The organism is Pseudomonas sp. C8002 (assembly GCF_013385765.1).
In the GTDB taxonomy this organism is placed as follows: Bacteria; Pseudomonadota; Gammaproteobacteria; order Pseudomonadales; family Pseudomonadaceae; genus Aquipseudomonas.
Window position 1 is genome coordinate 1 of the sequence record NZ_JACAPJ010000049.1, and the last position, 22378, is coordinate 22378.

The 22378-nt window shown below is 63.4% G+C and carries 21 protein-coding genes and 1 riboswitch; of the genes, 11 read left to right on the forward strand and 10 right to left on the reverse strand.

Annotated elements, in window-relative coordinates:
* The first annotated feature begins 176 nt into the window (after nt 1-176).
* The 4 genes from HX814_RS30680 to HX814_RS30695 all read left to right on the forward strand — a co-directional run bounded on the left by HX814_RS30680 (nt 177) and on the right by HX814_RS30695 (nt 5272).
* On the forward strand, nt 177-686 hold the full coding sequence (locus HX814_RS30680; RefSeq protein ID WP_008431452.1) for a sigma-70 family RNA polymerase sigma factor: 510 nt from the start codon (nt 177-179) through the stop codon (nt 684-686).
* Between the two features lie 8 nt (nt 687-694).
* On the forward strand, nt 695-1654 hold the full coding sequence (locus tag HX814_RS30685; protein WP_177010065.1) for a FecR domain-containing protein: 960 nt from the start codon (nt 695-697) through the stop codon (nt 1652-1654).
* Nucleotides 1655-1745: 91 nt separating this feature from the next.
* Entirely contained in the window at nt 1746-3539 is a 1794-nt protein-coding gene (locus tag HX814_RS30690; protein ID WP_102368724.1) for an ABC transporter ATP-binding protein, read from the forward strand.
* On the forward strand, nt 3533-5272 hold the full coding sequence (locus tag HX814_RS30695; RefSeq protein ID WP_177010064.1) for an ABC transporter ATP-binding protein: 1740 nt from the start codon (nt 3533-3535) through the stop codon (nt 5270-5272). Before HX814_RS30690 ends, HX814_RS30695 begins: the two co-directional genes overlap by 7 nt.
* A 34-nt stretch (nt 5273-5306) precedes the next feature.
* On the opposite strand, the gene HX814_RS30700 is transcribed toward HX814_RS30695, so the two are convergent.
* On the reverse strand, nt 5307-7046 hold the full coding sequence (locus HX814_RS30700) for a dipeptidase (protein WP_177010063.1): 1740 nt from the start codon (nt 7044-7046) through the stop codon (nt 5307-5309).
* Nucleotides 7047-7251: 205 nt separating this feature from the next.
* Here HX814_RS30700 and HX814_RS30705 point away from each other — a divergent pair, with 205 nt between their 5' ends.
* Complete coding sequence (locus HX814_RS30705) at nt 7252-8169, forward strand: ADP-ribosylglycohydrolase family protein (RefSeq protein ID WP_177010062.1); 918 nt, start codon at nt 7252-7254, stop codon at nt 8167-8169.
* Between the two features lie 57 nt (nt 8170-8226).
* Nucleotides 8227-9183 (forward strand): Dyp-type peroxidase, encoded by a 957-nt coding sequence (locus HX814_RS30710; RefSeq protein ID WP_003220100.1) that lies wholly within the window; start codon nt 8227-8229, stop codon nt 9181-9183.
* Here HX814_RS30710 and HX814_RS30715 read toward each other — a convergent pair.
* Nucleotides 9180-10052 carry an undecaprenyl-diphosphate phosphatase gene (locus HX814_RS30715; RefSeq protein ID WP_003220102.1) on the reverse strand — a complete coding sequence of 291 codons (873 nt, stop codon included), beginning with the start codon at nt 10050-10052 and terminating at the stop codon, nt 9180-9182. The genes HX814_RS30710 and HX814_RS30715 overlap by 4 nt on opposite strands.
* A 189-nt stretch (nt 10053-10241) precedes the next feature.
* Here HX814_RS30715 and HX814_RS30720 point away from each other — a divergent pair, with 189 nt between their 5' ends.
* Nucleotides 10242-10748, forward strand: a complete 507-nt coding sequence (locus HX814_RS30720) for a GNAT family N-acetyltransferase (RefSeq protein WP_032898758.1) — start codon at nt 10242-10244, stop codon at nt 10746-10748.
* Nucleotides 10749-10752: 4 nt separating this feature from the next.
* Here the strand turns inward: HX814_RS30720 and HX814_RS30725 are convergent, their stop codons facing one another.
* Nucleotides 10753-11709, reverse strand: a complete 957-nt coding sequence (locus HX814_RS30725) for a GlxA family transcriptional regulator (protein WP_003220105.1) — start codon at nt 11707-11709, stop codon at nt 10753-10755.
* Between the two features lie 167 nt (nt 11710-11876).
* Between HX814_RS30725 and HX814_RS30730 the strand changes: the two genes are divergently transcribed.
* Entirely contained in the window at nt 11877-12554 is a 678-nt protein-coding gene (locus tag HX814_RS30730) for a type 1 glutamine amidotransferase domain-containing protein (RefSeq protein ID WP_177010061.1), read from the forward strand.
* A gap of 99 nt (nt 12555-12653) precedes the next feature.
* Nucleotides 12654-13778, forward strand: a complete 1125-nt coding sequence (locus tag HX814_RS30735) for an alkene reductase (RefSeq protein WP_177010060.1) — start codon at nt 12654-12656, stop codon at nt 13776-13778.
* A 7-nt stretch (nt 13779-13785) separates the two neighbouring features.
* Here HX814_RS30735 and HX814_RS30740 read toward each other — a convergent pair whose 3' ends face one another.
* Together HX814_RS30740 and HX814_RS30745 are read right to left on the reverse strand one after the other, a co-directional pair.
* Nucleotides 13786-14391, reverse strand: a complete 606-nt coding sequence (locus HX814_RS30740; RefSeq protein WP_177010059.1) for a glutathione S-transferase — start codon at nt 14389-14391, stop codon at nt 13786-13788.
* Nucleotides 14392-14455: 64 nt separating this feature from the next.
* The gene (locus HX814_RS30745; protein WP_177010058.1) at nt 14456-15454 is read right to left on the reverse strand and encodes an NAD(P)H-quinone oxidoreductase; all 999 of its coding nucleotides are present in this window, start codon (nt 15452-15454) and stop codon (nt 14456-14458) included.
* Between the two features lie 176 nt (nt 15455-15630).
* Between HX814_RS30745 and HX814_RS30750 the strand changes: the two genes are divergently transcribed.
* The gene (locus HX814_RS30750) at nt 15631-16506 is read left to right on the forward strand and encodes a LysR family transcriptional regulator (RefSeq protein WP_177010057.1); all 876 of its coding nucleotides are present in this window, start codon (nt 15631-15633) and stop codon (nt 16504-16506) included.
* Nucleotides 16507-16575: 69 nt separating this feature from the next.
* Here the strand turns inward: HX814_RS30750 and HX814_RS30755 are convergent, their stop codons facing one another.
* On the reverse strand, nt 16576-17394 hold the full coding sequence (locus HX814_RS30755; protein ID WP_177010056.1) for an alpha/beta fold hydrolase: 819 nt from the start codon (nt 17392-17394) through the stop codon (nt 16576-16578).
* Nucleotides 17395-17536: 142 nt separating this feature from the next.
* On the opposite strand from HX814_RS30755, the gene HX814_RS30760 reads away from it, so the two are divergent.
* Nucleotides 17537-18604: an NAD(P)-dependent alcohol dehydrogenase gene (locus tag HX814_RS30760; protein WP_177015446.1), complete on the forward strand. Its 1068-nt coding sequence runs from the start codon at nt 17537-17539 to the stop codon at nt 18602-18604.
* Between the two features lie 159 nt (nt 18605-18763).
* Here the strand turns inward: HX814_RS30760 and mntP are convergent, their stop codons facing one another.
* The 4 genes from mntP to ddpC form a co-directional block, all read right to left on the reverse strand.
* Nucleotides 18764-19327: a manganese efflux pump MntP gene (gene mntP, locus HX814_RS30765; RefSeq protein WP_003220119.1), complete on the reverse strand. Its 564-nt coding sequence runs from the start codon at nt 19325-19327 to the stop codon at nt 18764-18766.
* A gap of 10 nt (nt 19328-19337) precedes the next feature.
* A riboswitch (yybP-ykoY riboswitch) is annotated at nt 19338-19504 on the reverse strand.
* A gap of 41 nt (nt 19505-19545) precedes the next feature.
* Entirely contained in the window at nt 19546-20496 is a 951-nt protein-coding gene (locus tag HX814_RS30770; protein ID WP_177010054.1) for an oligopeptide/dipeptide ABC transporter ATP-binding protein, read from the reverse strand.
* Nucleotides 20493-21488, reverse strand: a complete 996-nt coding sequence (locus tag HX814_RS30775) for an ABC transporter ATP-binding protein (RefSeq protein ID WP_032898749.1) — start codon at nt 21486-21488, stop codon at nt 20493-20495. The genes HX814_RS30770 and HX814_RS30775 overlap by 4 nt, the downstream gene beginning before the upstream one ends.
* A complete protein-coding gene (gene ddpC / locus HX814_RS30780; RefSeq protein ID WP_032868129.1) occupies nt 21485-22366 on the reverse strand; it encodes a D,D-dipeptide ABC transporter permease in 882 nt (293 codons plus the stop codon). Before ddpC ends, HX814_RS30775 begins: the two co-directional genes overlap by 4 nt.
* Nucleotides 22367-22378 lie beyond the last annotated feature (12 nt).

Sequence of the window (22378 nt, forward strand, 5' to 3'; positions counted from 1 at the left end):
TAAGAGCGGAACCAATAGCAGCCGTGACCGCAGCAACGGATATGTACCCATAACCCCGCCATCCCCCCCGCCATCCCCCCGCATTGCACCCGCAGCCCAGAGCCGATAGTCTTGCAAATCATTACCAGCCCAATCGCCCCAGCACCCCCGGGCCCATTGGGTAAAAGGAGAGGTTTGTGAACATCGGACAGTTCGCCTTTCAACGCCAGGTTGAAAATCTATACGTCGACCACAACGCCTGGCTACGTACCCTGTTGCGGCGCAAGCTGGGCAACGCATTCGACGCCGCCGACCTGGCCCACGACGTCTACCTGCAACTCATGCGCAAGGGCCAACTCCCGCCCACCGCCGAATCCCGGCGGCACCTGACCCAGATCGCCAACGGCCTGGTCATCGACCTCTACCGCCGCCGCCAGATCGAATCCGCCTACCTGCAAGCCCTGGCCCTGTTGCCCGAACCCTGTGCCCCCGATGAAGAAACCCGCGCCCTGGCCATCGAGGCCCTGATCCAAATCGACGCCGCCCTGCACAGCCTGCCACCCAAGGCGCGCCAGGCCCTGTTGCTGTGCAAGCTCGATGGCCTGAGCTACCGCGAGATCGCCGCCGAGCTCCAGGTCTCCGTCTCCTCGGTGGAAAAGTACATCGCCGCCGGCCTGCTGGCCTGCTACCAGACCCTGTACGGCTGACCCTCGCAATGTCGACCGAGCAGCCAATCTCCCCGGATATCATCGAGCGCGCCGCCGCCTGGATGGCCCGCCTGTGGGCCGATGACGCCAGCGCCGAAGACCACGCCAACTGCCTGCACTGGCGCGCCGAACACCCCCATCACGAACTGGCCTGGACGCGCCTGCTGGGCTTCGAACAAAAACTCCACAGCATCCCCGCGCCGGTGGCCAGGCACAGCCTGGCCGAACCCGACGCTCCCGACTCCCCCGATCGCCGGAGCACCCTGCTCCTGCTGGGCCTGTTGGTCGCAGCCGGTGGCCTCACCTACGGCGTGCGCCACACCGACGCCTGGCAACTGGCGAGTGCCGGCCATAGCACCCGCACCGGCGAAGTTCGCGAAGTGGTATTGCCCGACGGTACCCGCCTGGTATTGGGCCCGGCTTCAGCAATTGACGTGCAGTTCGATGACGACCAGCGCCTGGTGCTGCTGCGGGCCGGCGAGGTCTTCATCACGACCGCGCCGTCACCCCGGCCGTTTCGGGTGCAGAGTCGCCAGGGCGTGTTTCATGCCCTGGGCACGCGCTTCAGCCTGCGCCAATGCGACGACGGCAACTGCCAGTTGGCCGTGCTTGAGGGCGCCGTGCAGGTGCAGCCCGACCATGGCGCAGGTGCGCGGGTGGAGGCAGGTCAAGGCGCCACGGTTTCCAGGGACACGGTGCAGCCGACTGCGGCGGTGACTGACCGCAGCATCGCCTGGGTCAAGGGCCTGTTGGTGGCCGATGGCACCCGGCTCGACGAACTGATCGCCGAGCTGGGACGCTACCGCCGCGGTGTACTGCGCTGTGCGCCTGAGGTGGCGATGCTGCGGGTCAGCGGTGTATTGCACCTGGACAATACCGACCTGGCGCTGGACAACCTGGCCGCCGCGTTGCCGATCCAGGTGGTGCGGCGCACCCGCTATTGGGTGACGGTCCGCGCCCCTGCCTGAAAATTCCTTGAGGTTTCGATTGAGGGTTTTGGCCGCTCGTTCGGAAGATAAGGTAAGGGCGAGCAAAGGCTCATTCAGTCAGGGAGACTTCATGAGTAACAAGGATGTGGCTGCGGCCAAACCCAGGGGGCGCGGCGCGGTCTCGCAAGTGTTGCGGCCGGTGCGCGGGCGACTGATCGCTGCGGCACTGCTGGCCGGTGTGGGCAGTATGCTGACGCTGGTGCCGCTGGGGGGCATTGTGCATATCGCCAGGGTCGCCCTCGGCGCGCCGTCGATGGCCCAGGCATCGGGCGAGGTCTGGTTGACCATCAGCCTCAGCCTGGCGAGCCTGTTCGCGGGCCTGCTGTTGATGACAGTTGCGGAGACGGTCGCGCACCTGGCCGACAACCACATCACTCGCCACTTGCGCCTGGCCATCGCCCAGCGCCTGAGCCAGGTGCCGCTGGGCTGGTTCACCGAGCGGGCGTCGGGCGAGGTCAAGCAGGCGATGCAGGATGACATCGGCACCCTGCACAGCCTGACTGCGCATTTCTACACCACCGTGGGCCGTTGTGCCGGGGCCGTGCTGCTGTCGGCGGCTTATCTGTTCATGGTGGACTGGCGCATGGCGCTGGTCTCGCTGTTGCCGTTTCCGGGGTTTTTGCTGTTTTTTACCCGGGCGATGAAAGCCAGCGGCAGCCACATGCAGTCCTTTGTCGAGCGCATGACCCGGGTCAATAACGCGGTGGTCGAGTTCGTCAACGGCATTCCGGTGGTCAAGGCCTTCGGTGCCACCGGCAAGGCCCACGCCAGTTACCGCAAGGCGGTAGATGAGTTCAGCGAAGCCTTCGTTGAGTTCACCCGTCCACTGGTGGGGACGATGGCCAATGCCAACGCGATGATCGCCCCGGTGACGGTGCTCGCCATGGTGCTGACGTTTGGCCTGGTGTTTGTCAGCCTGGGCTGGATCAGCGCGGTGGAGGTGCTGCCGTTCGCCATTGTCGCACCGGGTATTTGCGCGCCACTGCTGCTGCTGAGTTACATCGTGCATGATCTGGACAACGCCACCGGCGCGGCCCAGCGCGTGCAGGCACTGCTGGCGACGCCGGTGCTGGCGCAGGTGGAGCCGGGGTGCGAACGCTTGCCCAAGGACGCCGAAGTACGCGTCGAAAACCTCGGGTACGCCTACGACCCGCAGCACCCGGTACTGTCGAACATCAGCTTTACCCTCAAGCCTGGCACCGTAACCGCCATCGTCGGCGCCTCGGGTTCGGGCAAGTCGACCCTGGCGCGCCTGCTGCTGCGGTTTTTTGACCCGACCGAGGGGCGTATCACCCTGGGCGGCGTCGACCTGCGGCAGATCGAGACCTCGCAGCTCTACAACCTGATCGGCTTTGTGCTGCAAGAGGTGCGCCTGGTCCACGCCAGCGTTGCCGAAAACATCGCCCTCGGCCGGCCCAGCGCCAGCCGCAAGGAAATCGAGGCGGCGGCACGGGCCGCGAATATTCATGAGTGCATCATCGGCTTGCCACGGGGCTATGCCTCGGTGATCGGCGAGGACGCGCAGTTGTCCGGTGGCGAGCAGCAGCGTATCAGCATCGCCCGCGCAGTATTGCTGGCGCCGCCGGTGCTGGTGCTGGATGAACCCACGGCCGCCGCCGATGCTGCAAACGAGGTGGCAATCCAGGAGGCGCTGTCGCGCTTCGCCCAAGGGCGCACGTTGTTGGTGATTGCCCATCGCCTCGATACCGTGATGCACGCCGACCACATCATCGTGCTGGAAAACGGCCGTATTGTTGAACAGGGCACCCATCCTCGACTGATCGCGCAAGAGGGCCGTTATGCGCGCCTGTGGGCGTCGGGCGGTTACAAACAGACCCGCGAACAGGCGCTGCCGACATGCTGAAAACCTTTATCGAACTGTTGGGCGATGACGGGCCGGTCTTCCGTCGCTATGTCGGGAAAGTGATGTTCTACGGTGCGCTGTGCGGGCTGACCCTCGCCGCCCTGGTGCCGGTACTCACCGACATGCTCAACGGTGATCTGGCCGAAGCGGCGTTGTGGCTGGTGGTGTTCCTGGCGGCGGTGGCGACGTGTTGGGCCACGCGACGCGAGGTTGAAAAGGCTGGCGTCGCGGTGGGTGTGGCGGTGCTGCAAGGCGGGCGCCAGCGCATCGGCGACCATGTGGCCGAACTGCCTGTCGGTTGGTTCACGCCTGATAACACGGCGCGGCTCAACCAGGTGGTGACCCAGGGCATGATGGCCGTGGCTCAGCTGCCGGCCCATGTATTTACTCCGGTGCTCAGCGGCGTGGTGACGCCATTGGTGCTGGTACTGGCGTTGTTTGTGCTGCACTTGAAAATGGGCCTGATCGCCTTGCTGGCGTTGCCGATTCTCGGCGGCGCGTTCTGGCTCAGCGCCCGCCTTGGGCGGCGCGCCGACCGGGCGTTCCAGCGCAGCTCGGCCGACACCAGCCAGCGCATGCTGGAGTTCGCCCAGTCGCAGTCGGTGTTGCGTGCCTTCAGTGGCGGCGGCAGCTCGGTGTTCCTGCAACGGGCGATCGAGCAGCAGCACGCGACCGGGGCGCGCCTGATCCTGCTGTCCGCCACCTCGATTCTGCTGAACATGTGGCTGGTGCAGGTGGTGTTCGCGGCCTTGTTGATCGCCGCCGCGCTCTGGCTTGACGCTTACCTGGGAAATGCCTTGCACGTGGGCTCGGTGATTGCGGTGATGGTGTCGCTGTTGCTGGTCAGCCGCTTCATTGACCCGTTGCTGGAGGTGGCCGGCTATGGCGAAACGTTGCGCGGTGCCGGGGTGCAGCTTGAGGCGGTGCGCGAGATATTGGCCGCGTCGCCCCTGAAGGCGCCGAGCGCGCCGCAATCGCCACGGGATGCCTCGGTGGAATTGTTCGATGTGAGCTTTCGCCACGCGGCCGGTTCAAGGGACGTGCTGCGCGGGGTGAACCTGCGTATCGAGCCCGGCAGCATGACGGCGCTGGTAGGGGCTTGCGGCTCAGGCAAGACCACGCTATTGCGATTGGTCGCGCGGTTTTTCGAGGTCAGCCAGGGCCAGGTGTGTATCGGTGGCGTGGACGTGCGACAGATGTCCGGCGAGCAGCTCAACGCGCAGATCAGCCAGATCTTCCAGGACACGTACCTGTTCCAGGGCAGCATCGCCGACAACATTCGCCTCGGCAAACCCGACGCCAGCGACGCACAAGTGTTGGAGGCCGCGCGGCAGGCCGGTGTGCAGGCGATTATCGAGCGCCTGCCCATGGGCCTGTCGACCACGGTGGGTGAGGGCGGGGCACGCCTGTCCGGTGGCGAGCGTCAGCGTGTCGCGATCGCCCGTGCGTTGATCAAGGGCGCGCCGATCCTGCTGGTGGACGAAGCCACGGCAGCACTGGACGCCGAGAACCAGGCGGTCATCGCCGAAACCCTGGCACGCTTGCGCGGCACATGCACGCTGATCGTGATCGCGCATCAGTTGTCGACGGTGGTGATGGCCGACCAGATCGTGGTGCTCGATGAAGGCCGGATCGTGGAGCAGGGCACGCCTGAGCAATTGACCGCAAGGCAAGGGCGCTATGCCCGGTTCCTCGCGCAGCGGCGGGCGTCGAAAGGCTGGCGTATCGCTTAGTGGACCCGCCAGGGCGGCGGGTCCGAAGGGCAGGTCAGAGCTTTGGCAGTTGCCCGATGCGGCCCATCATTTCGGTGACGATCTGCAGGTCCAGCAGGAACTGGTCGACGGTCTTGAACTCGTTGTCGGTATGGCCGGTGTACTTGACCTCCGGCCGTGCCAGGCCGAATTGCACGCCGTTGGGCAGCTCATGCACCGAGGTAGCGCCGGCAGACGTGCCGTACTTGTGCTCCATGCCCAGGTTCTCGCTGGCCACCGCCAACAGCGCCTTGACCCACTCGCCCTCAGGGTTGCGGTACATCGGCTCGGCGATCGAGTAATCGAAGGTCACAGCCACGTGGTTTTTCTTGGTCCAGGCGCTGAGCTTGTCGGCGATTTCGGCCTTGAGCGCTTCCGGTGACTTGCCCTTTGGCACCCGCAGGTTGACCGCCAGCTTGAAGGTAGTGTCATCTTCGCCCACATAGGTCAGCGAGGTGGTCAGCGGGCCCATGAACGCATCGGAGAAGCCCACGCCCAGCTTGGCGCCCAGGTAATCCAGGCCCCAGTTGTTGGCGGCGTAGTGCGCGGCGTCGGTGAACTGGTTGTGCTTGAGCGCGACCTTGCCGTCGAGGCTGTTGAGGAAGTCGAGGACCCTGGCTACCGGGTTCACCCCGGATTCCGGTTCGGAGGAGTGGGCGGACACGCCAGTGACGGTCAACTGAACGTCCTTGCCGACGACCTTGGCCGCCACTTCAAAGTCGCCGCCATTGCGCTTGGCGTACTCGCTGCCGGCCTTTTGCAGGCTGGCGGCCAGTTCGGCAGGCTTGTCGCTGAGCAATGTCACCACCGACGCCGACGGAATCTGGTTGGTGGCCTTGCCGCCGGTCATCGAGATGATTTCTGCGCCTTGGCCTTCAGCCTTGCGCTTGGGGAACTTGGCCATGACCGTGCCGTAGCCTTTCTCGGCGATCACCACCGGGTAGCCGCCGTCCAGCGCCAGGTTGTAGTTGGGCGTTGGGTTGTGCTCGAAGTAGTACGGGATCGCGTCGCCGGAGGTTTCCTCGGTGGTGTCCACCAGCAGCTTGAAATTGCGCGCCAGCGGCAGCTTCTCTTCCTTGATCACCTTCATCGCGTACATCGCCACCACGATGCCGTTCTTGTCATCCTCGGTGCCGCGACCATACATCCGGTCGCCGATCAGCGTGACCTTGAATGGGTCGAGCTTGGTGCCGTCCTTGAGCACCCAGTTTTCCGGGGTTACCGGTACCACGTCCGCGTGAGCGTGGATGCCGACCACTTCATCGCCGCTGCCTTCCAGGGAAATCTCGTAGACGCGGTTGTCGATGTTGCGGAAGTTCAGGTTGAACGACTCGGCCAGGCTCTTGATCTTGGCGGCGATCTTGATGAACTCGGGATTGTCGTGCTGGGCCACGCCGGCGACCTGGAAGGTCGGGATCTCTACCAGCTCACGCAGGGTTTCAGTGGCGGCGGCGCCGTACTTAACCCGCGCATACAGGCCCAGCAGACGATGGATTTCATTCTGCTGGTCGGCGCTCAGGTCCTTGTTGTCGAGAAAGGCACTGATGGCCGGGCCGAGGTTGTCGCTCTTGGCCACGTCACTCTTGGCCAGGCTGGCGAGGAACTGCCGGAAATCCTTGACCGAGGCATCGCTGAAGGTCTTCAGGATGACGGCGTTCTGTTGTGGGGTGAGGTTGGCTTGAGCTTGGGTGGTGAACACCGAAAGGCTGGCGGCCATCAGGGTGGCTACGGCCAGTTGCTTGAGGGAAAAATCCATTGCTGGGGGCATTCCTTTGCAGGGAGTGAGTGAGAAATGTCTGATCGAAAGGTCAGAAACAATTTCACACACTACCATCGGGAGGCAGGGGTAGGGGAGTGCCTGAGTGGGAAATTTCCCATAGAAATGCACAGCAACCCATTGAACGGAAAGCTACGGTATGGTTCTCCTGTCAGGGTGTTAATTGTGCAAAGGAGTGAGATTGATGATGCTTTCAGAGCGTTACCGCGGCAGCCTGCTTGGCCTGGCGTGCGGTGATGCAGTAGGGACTACTGTTGAGTTCATGCGCCGTGGGTCGTTTGCCCCTGTCATCGATATGGTTGGTGGTGGGCCCTTTCAACTGTTACCGGGCCAGTGGACGGATGACACGTCCATGGCGCTTTGTCTGGCCGAAAGCCTGCTGCGCAAGAATGGTTTTGACGCTGCCGATCAGATGGGCCGTTATCTGAACTGGTGGAAGTGGGGCTACCTTAGCTCGACGGGTGAATGTTTCGATATTGGCACGACGGTTCGTGAGGCATTGGCGGAGTATCAGTACACCGGTGACCCGTTCGCGGGCTCCACCGATCCTTACTCAGCGGGTAACGGGTCGATGATGCGCCTGGCGCCGGTGGTGCTGTTCTATTTTCCGGATGCCGAGCGCCTGCGTGAGTTTACCGTCGACAGTTCCCGCACGACCCATGGCGCGATGGAGGCGATTGAATGTTGCCTCGTGCTGGCTGAGTGTATTGCGAATGCGCTGCGGGGGGATTCGAAACCGCAGGTATTGCAGGTCGGCTACCTGGAGTTGAGCGAATCCAAAGTTGCGGACATTGCTGATGGGCACTACCTCGACAAGGCGCGCAGTGACATCGTGGGTTCTGGCTACGCAGTGGCTTCGCTTGAAGCGGCGCTATGGTGTTTTCATCACACCAACAGCTTTGCCGAGGCTGTGTTGGCTGCCGCAAACCTGGGGGATGACGCCGACACTACCGCAGCGATCGTGGGTCAGTTGGCGGGCGCGTATTACGGCGTGCAGGGCATTCCGTCCGAGTGGTTGGGCAAGTTGTGGCAGTGTGAAGATATTCAAGAAACTGCTGACGCGTTGTATCAGGCGGCGCAACTCCAGGCAGCCGCACTTTAACTCAGTGTCTGCTAATCTGCGCTCGTTGAATCTCGACCGCCACCCGTGGACCTCTCAATGACATCGCCATCCGATCAAAACCTTGAACCCCAATCCGTCTGCAGCCCGATCACCAGCAGCGCCATTTTCATGGTCGCGACCCTGGCGCCTGGCAGTGACTCGGCTGAGGCGGTGCGCAGCTGGTGCGCCGATATCGCCGGCCTGGTGCGCTCGGTCGGCAAGCGTGTACCGGCGGGCAACCTGACGTGTGTCGCAGGGTTTGGCTCCAAGGCGTGGGACGCGCTGTTCGGGGGGCCGCGGCCAGCAGCGTTGCATCCGTTCAAGGAAGTGGGCGTGGCCGGGCGCCTGGCGCCGGCCACGCCGGGGGATATCCTGCTGCACATTCGTGCCGAGCAGATGGACCTGTGTTTCGAATTGGCCACCCAGTTGATGGCGGCGCTGGGGGATGCGGTGACGGTGGTGGACGAGGTCCAGGGTTTCCGCTATTTCGACATGCGCAGCATCATCGGTTTTGTCGACGGCACCGAGAACCCGGTCGGGCGCAAGGCGGTGGGTTTCACCATCGTCGGTGATGAGGATCCGGCGTTCAGCGGCGGCAGCTATGTAATGGTGCAGAAGTACCTGCACAATATGCAGGCCTGGAATGAATTGTCGGTGGAGGCGCAGGAGCGGGTGATCGGGCGCACCAAGCTGTCGGACATCGAGCTCGACGATGCGACCAAGCCGAGCAACTCCCACAGTGCGCTGACCACCATCACCAAGGACGGCGAGGAAGTGAAGATCCTGCGGGACAACATGCCCTTTGGCCGGCCGGGCGCGGGGGAATTCGGGACGTACTTTATCGGCTACGCGCGCTCGCCAGAGCCTTTGGAGTTGATGCTGGAGAACATGTTTGTCGGCCGACCGGTCGGCAACTATGACCGCCTGCTGGACTTCAGCACGGCGGTCACCGGCGGCCTGTTCTTCATACCGTCAGCGGATTTGCTCGAAGAACTGGCCGACCGCGCGCCTTAGGCCAACAGCCCGGTGCTCACCGCCACAATCAGGAAAACCCCCAGCACCGCGCGGTAGATCACGAACGGCCAGGTGGAGAATCGCTCCAGGAACTTCATCAGGCCCCAGATCGCGAAGAACGCCGACACACTGGCGACCACCAGCCCGAAGATCAGGTGCGGCCAGGCGTGGGCGGGCAGGTCGGCGTGGAACAATACCCACAGCTCTTTCAGCCCCGCGAGGGCGATCGCCGGCAAGCCCAGCAGGAACGAAAACCGCGCCGCTTCTTCACGCTTGAAGTTGAGGAACAGTGCGGCGGTCAGGGTCGAGCCCGAGCGGGAAACCCCTGGAATCAGCGCGCCGATCTGCGCAATGCCGACAATCAGCGCATCCCGCAGGCGCATTTCGCCCACCGTGCGCTTATGCCTCGCGCTGAGTTCAGCCGCCGCCAGCAGCACCGCCATCACCAGGCAGGAAATCCCGATCACCATCAGCCCGCGCAGCGGCGAGTTGCAGGAGTTGAGGGTCGACGACAAGGCTATCCCGGCGATCCCGATCGGAATCGTCGCCAGCACAATGGCCACCGCCAGCTTGAACCACTGGTTGTTGTAGTCACCCTGGCGCACCGCAGTGATGCTGCCGACCGTGACCTGGCGTACATCCTTCCAGAAGTAACTGACCACTGCTGCCAGTGCGGCCAACTGCATGGCTGCGGAAAACGCCGAGCCGGGATCCGGCCAGCCGAGCAGGGCGGGCACGATGCGCATGTGGGCGGTGGAAGACACGGGCAACAATTCGGTGATGCCCTGAATGATGCCCAGGATGCCTATTTGCAGGTAATCCAGGGACGCAAAGCCGACATCGAGGCCGCTGGTGCAGACGTTTGTCAAAGTACTTATCCTGAAAGCAAGGGGAGGGAAGTGACGCGGAGTTTAGTCTAACTTTGTAACGATTTTGTCGTTGACACGAGAAAAGCGCGATCGGTTCAGCAAGCAGAAAGCTTGGCCGGTGTATTGGCATTGCAGGTGGCTTTGTTGACAATGACGGCCTGTTTTTTTGCCGAGATGCCCATGCCTGCAATCCCCGATACTACCGTCGAACTGATCGAGACCGGCCCGGAACACGCCACGTTGATCGCCAACCTTTACCAGTTCTACGCCTACGAGTCCTCGGACTGGGAACAGGAAGATGTCGAGGTGGACGGTCGCTTCTACATCCATGAGGAGCACCTGGCCCGCTACTGGGAAGACCCGCAGTGGAGTGCCAACCTGCTGCTGGTCGACGGCTTCATCGCCGGCTTCCTGCTGATCGAAGGCAGCGAGTTGCCGGGGATCGATGCGCTGGAACTGGCGGACCTGTTCATCCTCAAACGCTACCGCCGCAAGGGCATTGGCCGCGCCATCGCCACTCAGGTGTTGAGCAGCGGCGAGGCGAACTGGCTGGTGCGTTTCTATGATCAGGATGAAGTGAGCCAGGCGTTCTGGCGCACGGTGTTGGATAACCTGCCGCGCCCGGTGCAGGCCATCGAGTTGGATGATGAGCCGAATTTGCTGAGCTTCCTGGTGACGCGCGCAGCGTTGCACTGAACCATCAACTGAACGCGGCGCCAGCCCCTGCACTGAACAATGCCGCCTGCATCGCCTGTGGCGGCTGGCCGAACGCCCGCAGGAACGCCTGGCGCATGCGCTCGCGATCACCGAACCCGGTCTCGCGGGCGACCACTTCCACCGGATGCCGACTGGTTTCCATCATTGCCCGGGCGGCTTCCACCCGCAGGGATTCGATGGCCTTGGCCGGGGTTTGCCCGGTCTCCTCGCGAAACACCCGGCTGAACTGGCGTGGGCTGAGCCGCGCCACGGCCGCCAGGGCCTCGACCGAAAGGTCGTGGGTCAGGTTCTCCCGGGCGTAGGCCAGGGCCAACTGCACACGGTCGGACTTGGGGTCGAGTTCCAGCAACGCCGATAGCTGCGACTGTTCGCTGCCACGGCGCTGGGCAATCACCAGCTTGCGCGCGATGCGGCGGGCGAGGTCGCTGCCCAGGTCGTTCTCCACCATCGCCAGCGCCAGGTCCACCCCGGCGCTCATGCCAGCACCGGTCCAGATCTGGCCGTCGACCACGAACAGCTTGTCTTCCTCCAGGCGAATCTGCGGGTAGCGCTTGGCAAAGGCCGGTGCGTGCAGCCAGTGGGTGGTGGCGCGCTTGCCTTCGAGCAATCCGGCCTCGGCCAGCACGAAGATGCCCATGCACAACGAAGCAATCCGCCGCGACTGTTTGGACGCCGCCTGGACCAGCCTCGGCAGGCTGGCGTCAGGCAGTTGGAACTCCAGGTAACCGCTGACGATCAATGTGTCATAGCCCTCGGGCCGGATCGGCGTGCTGTTCACCGAGAAGCCCTGGGACGTCATGATCGGGCCGCCACTTTCCGACACCAGGTGAAATTCATACGCCTGCTCGCCACGCAGCAGATTCGCGCACTCGAACACCGAGCCCAGGCTGAGGCTCAAGGATTGAAAGTTCGGGTACACCATCAGCGCAATGCTGTGCATCTCATCTCTCCAGGGGGCGCGGAGCGGTGATTGTCGGCGTGTGCCAGGGAAACGGCAACCGCCTTGGCGCAATGTCCGGAATCCTTGCGGACATGACATTGTGCGGTTTTGGCCCGGCTCTTAAGCTTGATTCCATTCCAACCCACATCACCCCGAGGCACTGGCACATGAAAGTATTGATGGTTTTGACTTCTCACGACCAGCTTGGCAACACCGGCCGCAAGACCGGGTTCTGGCTCGAAGAATTTGCTGCTCCCTACTACGCGTTCAAGGACGCCGGGGCCGACGTGACCCTGGCTTCGCCGGCCGGTGGGCAGCCGCCCCTGGACCCGGTCAGCGACCTGCCGGATTCGCAAACCGACCAGACCCGCCGCTTCGCCGCTGACCCGGCGGCGCAACAGGCCCTGGCCACCACCGTGAAGCTGGAGTCGGTCAACGCCGGCGACTTCGACACCGTGTTCTACCCAGGCGGCCACGGCCCGCTGTGGGACCTGGCAGAGTCGAAAACCTCCATCGCCCTGATCGAAGCCTTCGAGCGTGCGGGCAAGCCGATTGGCTTTGTGTGCCACGCCCCGGGTGCCTTGCGTCACGTCAAGGCGGTCAACGGCGAGCCGCTGGTCAAGGGCCGACGCGTCACCGGCTTCTCCAACTCTGAAGAAGCAGCGGTTGGCCTGACCGACGTGGTGCCGTTCCTGATCGAGGATGATTTCAAGGCGCTGGGCGGCACGTATGAGAAGGGTGCCGATTGGCAGTCCTTTGTGATTGAAGATGGCCTGCTGGTCACCGGGCAGAATCCTGCCAGTTCCAGTGACGTTGCCAAAGCGCTGTTGAAGCTGACCGCGTAACCCGCTGAGTCCCCCCCAAAAGTACGTTGTTGGCGGCTCCCCTGAGCGGGAGCCGGCAGCTTCTGCTTGTCTGAAATTTGAATCCGGAACTTTCCCCCCATGAGCAACAGCGCTTTAGGTACCCCGATCAAACTGGGGCACCACACCCTGAAAAACCGCATCGTCCTGCCGCCGCTTACCCGCCAGCGAAGTGCCCAGCCCGGTGATATCGCCACGGACTTGATGGCGCTTTATTACCGCCAGCGTGCTACCGCCGGCTTCATGGTCAGCGAGGGCACGCAGATCGAGCCTCGCGGCCAGGGTTACGCCTGGACCCCGGGCATCTACACACCGGAGCAGATTGACGGCTGGCGTACCGTGACCGATGCCGTGCATGCCGAAGGCGGCGTGATCTTCGCCCAGCTTTGGCATGTGGGCCGCGTGTCCCATCACGAACTGCAGCCCGACGGCGCAGCACCCGTTGCGCCGTCGGCGATCCAGCCGCAGCAAGCCAAGGCATTCGTTGCAACCGGGCCCGGCACCGGTAAGTTGGTGCAGCCACCCGAGCCGCGCGCCCTGGCTACCGCCGAGGTCAAGGAGTTGGTGGGGCTTTACGCCCAGGCTGCAAAAAATGCATTGGCCGCAGGCTTCGATGGCGTGGAAATTCATTCGGCCAACGGCTACCTGGTCAACCAGTTCATCTCGGCGCATTCCAACCAGCGCGACGATGAATACGGTGGCTCACTGCACAATCGCCTGCGGTTCCTGCGGGAAATCGTCGAGGCGGTGGCCGAAGTAGTCGGCCCGCAGCGCCTGGGTGTGCGCTTTGCGCCGTTGTTCAGCGGCACTGACCAGGACCGGGTCTACATCGGCCTCGTCGAGGAAGACCCGCATCACACCTACATCGAGGCGATCAAGGTGCTTGAGGCGGCCGGCATCGCCTACGTGTCGATTGCCGAAGCCGACTGGGACAATGCCCCCGAGTTGCCCGAGTCGTTCCGCCAGGCGGTGCGTGACACCTTCAGCGGCCGGATCATCTACGCCGGCCGCTACACCGCAGAGCGCGGCGTGCGGTTGGTAGAGGCGGGGCTGGCAGACCTGATCGCGTTTGGCCGGCCGTACATTGCCAATCCCGACTTGCCCCAACGCCTGCTCAACGGTTGGCCGCTGAACCCGTTGAACGCGGACGGCCTGTATGGCGGCACCGAGGTGGGCTTCACCGATTATCCGGTGTATGCCGGGTAGGCACGGGCTACTCGATCGGGTATTTGCCGAATGCCGGGTGCTGCTCGGCGAGGGCCGCGTGGCGTTGCAAGTGGGGAAACGCATCGGCCTTCACGACGTCGGCTATCTTCAGCTGGGTGAAGGACCAGGCGACCGCCACCGTCAGGCTCGCCTGGGTCAGCGGCGCGTCGCTGTCGCGCTCGGCCACCCGCGCCTCCAATAATGCATAGGCCGCCAGCAGTTGCCCGGTCACGCGGTCGATCCACGGCTGATGCAGTTTTTCGGCGGGCCGCAGGTGATGTTCGTAGACGATCTGCACAGTCTTTTCGCACGCTGCCAGCGCCAGGCCGATCACTTGCAGATCCCTGGCAAGCGCTGGGGCTGACGGGGGCAGCAATCGGCTGCCGGCCGGCGCCAGGGCTTCCAGGTACTCGAGGATCAAGCCGGAATCCATCAGCACCGTGCCGTCGTCGAGCACCAGCGTCGGTGCCTTGACTACCGGGTTGATCCCGGAAAACTCATCGAAGGTGCTGAACACCGACAATGCCTGGTGTTCGAACGCGACGCCGTACAGTTCCAGGGAAATGGCCACGCGGCGCACGTAGGGCGAGTCCAGCATGCCGACCAGTTTCATGAAGCCTCCATTAACCGCAGTGTTTTGTTCTGATGACGTTATAAACCGTTTTTCCGCATGTTTATCAATCCACCCGCAACACAATCTTGCCGATATGGTCGCCACCTTCCATGCGCGCATGGGCCTTCGCGGCGTCGGTATAGGCATACACCTCATCGATCATCGGCAGGCAACGCCCGGCCGAGAGCACCGGCCACACGTGTTCGCGCAGTTGTGCGGCAATCGCGGCTTTTTCTTCCCGGGTGCGTGAGCGCAACAACGAGCCGGTAACGATCGCGCGTTTGCCGAGGATCGCCAGCAGGTCGATGTCCTTGGCGCGTGCGCCGCCGAGGAAGCCCAGCATCACCAGGCGACCTTCCATGGCCAGGGCGCTGATGTTGTCGTTCAGGTAGGAGCCACCCATGATGTCGAGGACCACATTGACACCCTTGCCCGCGGTCTTGTCAGCGATGACCTCGGCGAAATTCTGTTCCCGGTAGTTGATCGACTCGGCTCCCAGCTCGCGGATGGCGGCGCATTTTTCCACGCTGCCGGCGGTGGCGAACGCTTCGATACCGAACTCGCGGCAGAGCATCAGCGCGGTGGTGCCGATGCCGCTGGTGCCGCCATGGATCAACACGCGCTGGCCTTTATGCGCACCGCCGATGCCGAACAGGTTGGCCCATACGGTGAAGAAGGTTTCCGGGATCGCTGCCGCCTGAATCCAGTCCAGGCCATCGGGAACCGGCAAGGTCTGGCTGGCGGGCACTGCGCAGTACTGCGCATAACCGCCGCCATTGGTCAGGGCGCACACCTTGTCGCCCAGCGCGTACTCGCTGACGCCTTCGCCCAGCGCGACCACCACACCGGCCACTTCCAGCCCGGGAATCGGGCTCATGCCGGGTTTCATCGGGTATGTGCCGGCGCGTTGCAGGGCGTCCGGGCGATTGACGCCGGCGGCGTGCACGCGGATCAGCACTTCGCCGGGGCCGGCGACAGGGACCGGCTCCTGGCGTGGTTGCAGGACTTCGGGGCCGCCGGGGCTGGTGATTTCGATCAGGGTCATTTCGTGGGGCAGAGTCATTTGAGCGCACCTGTAGCAATGAACGTGTGGGTTGGGACCGCGCCCGTCACCGAGCGGTTCAGCCTGCTGGCGATCCTGGGTATTTTCTCTGGTGCCCAGCATAGCCGTGATGAGTGATGCAATAATGCTGCGATTACACGTCACGCTGATGCAAAAATGCATCGAAGGGGAAAGCCATGAATTGGGACGATGCGCGGGTGTTCCTCGCGGTGTGCCGCGAGTCCACACTGCGCGGGGCCGCGCGGGTGCTGGGGGTAGATCAAGCCACCGTGGGCCGACGGGTCAATGCCCTGGAAAAGTCCCTGAACGCAACATTGTTCCTGCGCACCTCCGAGGGCTATGCGCTGACCGCCGTGGGTGAGGCCGCGTTGCAATCGGTGGAGAACATGGAGCGCTCGGCCCTCGACCTGGAGCGCCAGGTCCTGGGCCTGGACGACCGCCTGACCGGCACCGTACGGGTGACCACCACCGATTCCCTGGCCATCGATTTCCTGATCCCGGCCATTGCCCGGCTGCACGATGCGCACCCTGACGTGCGCGTGCAGATGGACGCTTCGACCCAGTTGCTTAACCTGGCCAAACGCGAAGCCGATATCGCGGTGCGCAATACCCGCCCGGACAACCCCGACCTGATCGCCCGGCGCATCGCCCGCTGGCCGGTGGGGCTGTTTGCCTCGCAAGCGTATATCGATCGGCACGGCGCACCCGAACCGGGCAGCCTGTTCGAAGGACACGACCTAGTGGTGTACCAGCCGCACCTGCAAAGCCAGAAGGACCTGACCCTGGTCAGCGAGCCGCTGGGACGCGGACGTATTGTTGCGGCCTTGAGTTCAAGCCTGTTGGTACGCCGCTCCATCGCCGCAGGGGTCGGTATCGGTGAGGTTCCGATAGTTTCCGGCGAACGCGACGGTCTGGTGCGGCTGTGGCCGGACCGTACGCGGCCGTTGCCCTACGATGTGTGGCTGGTGACCCATGCCGACCTGCGGCACACCGCCCGGGTGCGGGTGGTGATCGACGAGATCGTCGCGGGGTTTGCCGGCACCGGGGAATAGTACGACTGCCTGAAAAGGCCGGGTGTCAGCCCGGCCAGAAATAAGCCGTCGCAGGAGAACGCAATCGGCTCAGCGTTGCAGGAAGGCCAGCAGATCTTCGTTCAAGGCTTGCTGGTGGGTCACCGCAAAACCATGGGGGGCATCCTTGTACACCTTCAACTGCGCGCCTTTGATCATCTGCGCGGCGACCTTGCCGGTCGTTTCGAACGGCACGATCTGGTCGCCATCACCGTGGATAACCAGGGTCGGCACGTCGATCCTGGCCATGTCCGGGCGGAAGTCGGTTTCCGAGAACGCGGTGACGCAATCCACCGTCGCCTTGAGCGAGGCGAGCAGGGCGATGTTCAGTGTTTGAGTCAATACACCGCTGGAGACCTGTTGGCCCTTGTTGATGCCATAGAACGGCGTATTGAAGTCTGCCAGGAACTGCGCGCGATCCTTCAGCAGCGCGGCCCTGAACCCGTCAAACGCTGCCATCTCGACCCCTTGCGGGTAATCCGGCTTTTGCCCGAACAGCGGCGTCACCGCCCCCAGCAACACCAGCCCGGCCACGCGCGCGCTGCCATGGCGGGCGATATAGCGGCTGACATCGCCGCCGCCCATGGAGAAGCCCACCAGGGTCACGTCCTGCAGATCCAGATGGTTGATCAACTGGGCGATATCGTCGGCAAAGGTGTCGTAGTCGTTACCGGTCCAGGGCTGGTCCGAGCGGCCAAAACCACGGCGGTCGAACGCGATGGTGCGGTAGCCGCGGCTGCTCAGGTACTCCATCTGGTATTCCCACATATCGGCATCCAGCGGCCAGCCGTGGCTGAACAGCACCGGTTTGCCGGTGCCCCAGTCCTTGTAGTAGAGCTCGGTACCGTCTTGTGTGCGTAGGGTGCTCATGGCAAAACTCCTTGGGTGAGAGGGCAGCCAATACTATAGGCGCAGAATCGGACGAGGGACTTGTATGCCTGTGCTCGGTTGAACGGTTCAGCGTCTATGCTGGTCAACTGCTTTCTACCGTCTGAACAAACAGGTGAACGAAATGGCCAAGACTTACAGCTACGCCGCTCGTGACTCCAAGGATTCGCTCAAACCCTTCACGTTCGAACGTCGCGCCCCCGGGGCCGATGATGTGCAGATCGACATCCTCTATTGCGGCGTCTGCCACTCGGACCTGCACACCGTACGCAACGAATGGAAAAACACCCTGTACCCGTCGGTACCGGGCCATGAAATCGTTGGCCGAGTGACCGCCGTGGGCGCCAATGTCAGCAAGTTCAAGGTGGGCGATTTGGCCGGTGTCGGCTGCATGGTCGACAGCTGCCAGCACTGCGAATCCTGCGCCGAGGGCGAGGAGCAGTATTGCGAAAACGGCTTCACCGGCACCTACAACGGCCCGGCTTTTGGCGGCGAAAACACCTTCGGCGGCTACTCGGACAATATCGTGGTCAAGGAGAAGTTCGTCCTGCGCATCTCCCACGACGAGAGCAACCTGGCGGCGGTCGCGCCGCTGCTGTGTGCAGGCATCACCACCTACTCACCGCTGCACCACTGGGACGTCGGGCCGGGCAAGCGCGTCGGCGTTGTCGGCCTCGGTGGCCTGGGCCATATGGCGGTGAAAATCGCTCATGCCATGGGCGCCTACGTGGTGCTGTTCACCACCTCGCCGAACAAGCGCGAAGACGGCCTGCGCCTGGGGGCCGATGAAGTGGTGGTGTCGAAGAACGCGGACGAAATGGCCAAGGTTGCCAACTCCCTGGACTTCATCCTCAACACCGTGGCCGCGTCCCACAATCTCGACGCCTTCCTCAACCTGCTCAAGCGCGACGGCACCATGACCCTGGTGGGCGCCCCGGATAGCCCGCACCCGTCACCGACCGTGTTCAACCTGATCTTCAAGCGTCGCAGCCTGGCCGGGTCGTTGATCGGTGGCATCCAGGAAACCCAGGACATGCTGGATTTCTGCGCCAGGCACGGGATTGTCTCGGACATCGAGATGATCGACATCCAGGGCATCAATGACGCCTACGAGCGCATGCTCAAGGGCGATGTGAAGTATCGGTTCGTGATCGACATCGAGAGCCTGAAGAAAGAAAAACACGCGGCCTGATTGATCGCCGCAGATCCCTGTAGGAGCGGGCTTGTGTGGGAGCGGGCTTGCTCGCGAAGGCGGTGTGTCAGTCGCTCAATAGGCTGGCTGAACCACCGCTTTCGCGAGCAAGCCCGCTCCCACCCAAGCCCGCTCCCACATTTTGATCTTCGCCGGTTTCTAGGCCGACAGGTGCTCATACAAAATCGTCGCACCCACCAGCATCAACACCACGCCGCCAACCATCTCGGCGCGCTTGCCGACCACAGTCCCCAACACCCGGCCAAGCATCATGCCGATGGTTACCATGGTCATCGTCGCCAAGCCGATCGCCGCAGCGGCCACCAGGATATTCACGTCGACAAACGCCAGGCCCACACCCACCGCCAGGGCATCAATGCTGGTAGCAAACGCGGTCACGGCAAGAATCATGAACGAGTGCTGGCTCGGTTTCTCTTCCTCTGGATCATCGGCCTTCAAGCCGTTGTAGATCATGTGCAGGCCCAGGGCTACCAGCAGGGTGAAGGCGATCCAGTGGTCCCACTGTTCCACCCAGCGAGTGGCGGCCTGGCCGATGGCCCAGCCGATAATCGGCGTGATCGCTTCGATCACACCAAAGATCAGCCCGGCCCGCAGGGCTTCGGTCAGGCGTGGTTTGTGCAGGCTGGAACCTTTGCCAATGGCCGCCGCAAAGGCGTCCGTGGACATGGCAAGGGCGAGAAGAATCAGGGAAATGGGGTTCACGGTAAGGCTTCCAGTCGGGCTGTATGAGTCAACGACACAACCACACGCCCGACTTCAGGCATGGATGTGTCGCTGGTCTCACCAACCAAAATGGTGTTCGCACCACGGCATGTTGCCGAGAATGTTGATACGAACGCTTCGAGAATCCGAAGCAGGCTACTCCCCAACGAGGTGGCGGATCATAGCCGCGCAATCATGAAAATTTCGTTAAGGACGCCTCACGGATGTTCCAGGTGACAGCGCACCTGCTGACTCATCCCTCCCGTCAACCGCTGCGGCCGCTCACAGCCTGGTGTACGCCTCGGGCAGCGGTCGAGAAAGAAACACCCACCCGGCAACACCCGGTTCCCCGGCAGCTCTGTCGGTGCACTGACATACGCGTCGTCCAGCGCCACCCCCAGCTTGGGCACCGCCTCCAGCAACAGCTGGGTGTACGGATGCTTCGGCTGCTCCAGCACTTGCTCGGCACACCCCAGTTCCACGATCTGCCCCAGGTACATCACCGCCACCCGGTCGGCCATGTGCCGCACCACCGAAACGTTGTGGGAGATCAGGATGTACGTCAGCCCCAGCCGCCGTTGCAGCTCGGCCAGCAGGTTGAGGATTTGCGCCTGCACCGAGATATCCAGGGCCGAGGTCGGCTCGTCCAGCACCAGGATGCTCGGGTTGGACGCCAGCGCGCGGGCGATGGCGATGCGTTGGCGCTGGCCACCGGAAAACTGGTGCGGGTAACGGTCCAGGTATTCAGCGCGAATGCCTACCTGCGCGGCGACCTTGGCGGCGATGGTGCGCATTTCACTCTTGGGCGTGTCGCCTAGGGCGAACAGCGGCTCGGTAATGATTTTCCAGATGGGCAGGCGCGGGTCGAGGGACGATTGCGGGTCCTGGAATACGATCTGCACATGCCGGTGGCGTTCCCGGGCACTTTCGTAGACCCAGTCCACTTCACCGTCGCTGGGCTTGACCAGGCCCATCAGCAACTGGGCGAGGGTGCTTTTACCGCAGCCGGACTCGCCGACAATCCCCAGGGTTTCCCCACGGCGCACCTGCAAGTCGATGCCGTTGAGGGCGTGGGCATAACCGCGCGGGCGGCCCAGCCAGTCGGTTTTTACCGGGAACTTGACCCGTACATCCCGCAAAGCCAGCAGTGAATCTTGAGACACGGTCATTGCACCGACTCCCCGGCAGTCAGCCAGCACGCGCTTTTGCGGGTGCCGGCAGGGTTGATCAGGTCCAGGCGCGGGCGCTCGATGCATTGGCTCATGGCCTGGGGGCAGCGTTCGCGAAAGGTGCAGCCTGAGGGCAGGGCGGCAAGGTTGGGCACCTGGCCGGGGATGGTCAGCAGGTCGTCGCCGGGTTTCACCTGTTCCGGCAAGCCGCTGAGTAACCCTTGGGTGTAGGGGTGGCGCGGGTCGCTCATCACCTGGGCGGTGGGGCCTTCTTCCACCACGGCGCCGGTGTACATCACATACACCCGGTCGCAGAACTGCGAGACCACAGCCATGTCGTGGGTGATCAGCAGGATCGCGGTGCCGCGTTCCCGGGCTTTTTCCCTCAGCAGCAACAGCACCTGGCGTTGCACGGTGACGTCGAGGGCAGTGGTGGGTTCATCGGCGATCAGCAACTGAGGGTCGCAGGAAAATGCCAGGGCGATCATCACCCGCTGGCGCATGCCTCCGGAGAGTTCGAAGGGGTAGCTGTCGAGCACTTGCTCGGGGTCGGCGATGTGCATGTCCCGCAGCAGGGCGATGGCCTTGGCACGGGCGGCGGCCTTGCTCAGGCGCTGGTGGTGGATGATCACATCGAGCATCTGCCGGCCAATGCGCCGGGTCGGGTTCAGCGCGGTCATCGGCTCCTGGAAGATCATCGCCGCGTCACGCCCGCGGATCTGCAGCAGCTCCTTCTCGCTGGCACCGAGCATGTCGCGGCCGAGCATCTGCAAGCTGCCGGCGGTGATCCGGTAACTGCGCTCCGGCAGCAGGCGCAGGCTGAGCATCGCGGTCACGGATTTGCCGGAGCCGGATTCACCCACTACGCCGACGACTTCGCCGGGGTTGACGTGCAACGACACGCCGTTGAGTGCCTGGACGTTGTTGCGGTAAGCCGGGAATTCCAGGCTCAGGTTGTCGATGGCAAGCACTGCCGGACTGGACATGGTCATTTCCCCTGTTGCCGTGGGTCGAGCAGGTCACGAACACCGTCACCCAGCAGGTTGAAGCCGGTCGCGGTGACCAGGATCGCCAGCCCCGGAAAGGTCGAGTACCACCAGTTGTCGAGAATGAAATTGCGCCCGGTGGCAACCATCGCGCCCCATTCGGCGGTGGGCTGTTGTGCACCCAGGCCGATGAAACCCAGGGCCGAGGCCATCAGGATCGCGCTGCCGATGTCCAGGCTCAGTTGCACCAGCAACGGCGGCATCGCATTGCGGCCTACGTGCCACGACACGATGTGCCAGCGCCCGGCGCCGAAGGTCTGGGATGCCTTGACGTAGCCCATCTGCCGAATGCTCAGGGCCTGGCCCCGGGCCAGGCGCACGTAGAACGGGATGCGCACCACGGTGATTGCCAGCATCGCATTGAACAGGCTCGGGCCCAGTGCGGCGGCCAGGGCCATGATCAGCACCAGGGACGGCACCGACAGCATGATGTCCATCAGGCGCATGATCAGGCTGTCGAAACGCCCGCCGATAATCCCCGACAGGCAGCCCAGCAGCCCGCCCACCAGGCAGGACGAAAACGCCACGAACAGCCCCACGCCCACCGACTGGCGGCTGCCGTACAGCACCCGGCTGAACAGGTCGCGGCCGACTTCATCGGTGCCGAACCAATGTTCGGCGGAGGGCTCGGCCAGGCGTTGCGCCAGGTTCAAGGCATTGGGGTCATGGCTCGCCAACCAGGGGGCGAAGGCCATACAGATCAGCACGATCAAGGTGATGGTCAGGCCGGCGATGGTCAGCGGGCTGCGGCGTATTTGATAGCCCAGGTACTCCATTCGCGCACGCCAGGTGGGGCGCTGTTCCAGGGGCACCGGTACGGGCATGGTCAGGGGAGC

Excerpts from the sequence above, each read along its gene's own strand:
- HX814_RS30770 (WP_177010054.1), bottom strand. The coding sequence starts at position 20,496 with ATGACCGTGTCTCAAGATTCACTGCTGGCTTTGCGGGATGTACGGGTC.
- HX814_RS30730 (WP_177010061.1), top strand. The coding sequence starts at position 11,877 with ATGAAAGTATTGATGGTTTTGACTTCTCACGACCAGCTTGGCAACACC.
- HX814_RS30760 (WP_177015446.1), top strand. The coding sequence starts at position 17,537 with ATGGCCAAGACTTACAGCTACGCCGCTCGTGACTCCAAGGATTCGCTC.
- HX814_RS30685 (WP_177010065.1), top strand. The coding sequence starts at position 695 with ATGTCGACCGAGCAGCCAATCTCCCCGGATATCATCGAGCGCGCCGCC.
- HX814_RS30705 (WP_177010062.1), top strand. The coding sequence starts at position 7,252 with ATGATGCTTTCAGAGCGTTACCGCGGCAGCCTGCTTGGCCTGGCGTGC.
- HX814_RS30745 (WP_177010058.1), bottom strand. The coding sequence starts at position 15,454 with ATGACTCTGCCCCACGAAATGACCCTGATCGAAATCACCAGCCCCGGC.
- ddpC (WP_032868129.1), bottom strand. The coding sequence starts at position 22,366 with ATGCCCGTACCGGTGCCCCTGGAACAGCGCCCCACCTGGCGTGCGCGA.
- HX814_RS30735 (WP_177010060.1), top strand. The coding sequence starts at position 12,654 with ATGAGCAACAGCGCTTTAGGTACCCCGATCAAACTGGGGCACCACACC.
- HX814_RS30775 (WP_032898749.1), bottom strand. The coding sequence starts at position 21,488 with ATGACCATGTCCAGTCCGGCAGTGCTTGCCATCGACAACCTGAGCCTG.
- HX814_RS30700 (WP_177010063.1), bottom strand. The coding sequence starts at position 7,046 with ATGGATTTTTCCCTCAAGCAACTGGCCGTAGCCACCCTGATGGCCGCC.
- HX814_RS30755 (WP_177010056.1), bottom strand. The coding sequence starts at position 17,394 with ATGAGCACCCTACGCACACAAGACGGTACCGAGCTCTACTACAAGGAC.
- HX814_RS30690 (WP_102368724.1), top strand. The coding sequence starts at position 1,746 with ATGAGTAACAAGGATGTGGCTGCGGCCAAACCCAGGGGGCGCGGCGCG.
- HX814_RS30750 (WP_177010057.1), top strand. The coding sequence starts at position 15,631 with ATGAATTGGGACGATGCGCGGGTGTTCCTCGCGGTGTGCCGCGAGTCC.
- HX814_RS30725 (WP_003220105.1), bottom strand. The coding sequence starts at position 11,709 with ATGCACAGCATTGCGCTGATGGTGTACCCGAACTTTCAATCCTTGAGC.
- HX814_RS30710 (WP_003220100.1), top strand. The coding sequence starts at position 8,227 with ATGACATCGCCATCCGATCAAAACCTTGAACCCCAATCCGTCTGCAGC.
- HX814_RS30740 (WP_177010059.1), bottom strand. The coding sequence starts at position 14,391 with ATGAAACTGGTCGGCATGCTGGACTCGCCCTACGTGCGCCGCGTGGCC.
- HX814_RS30695 (WP_177010064.1), top strand. The coding sequence starts at position 3,533 with ATGCTGAAAACCTTTATCGAACTGTTGGGCGATGACGGGCCGGTCTTC.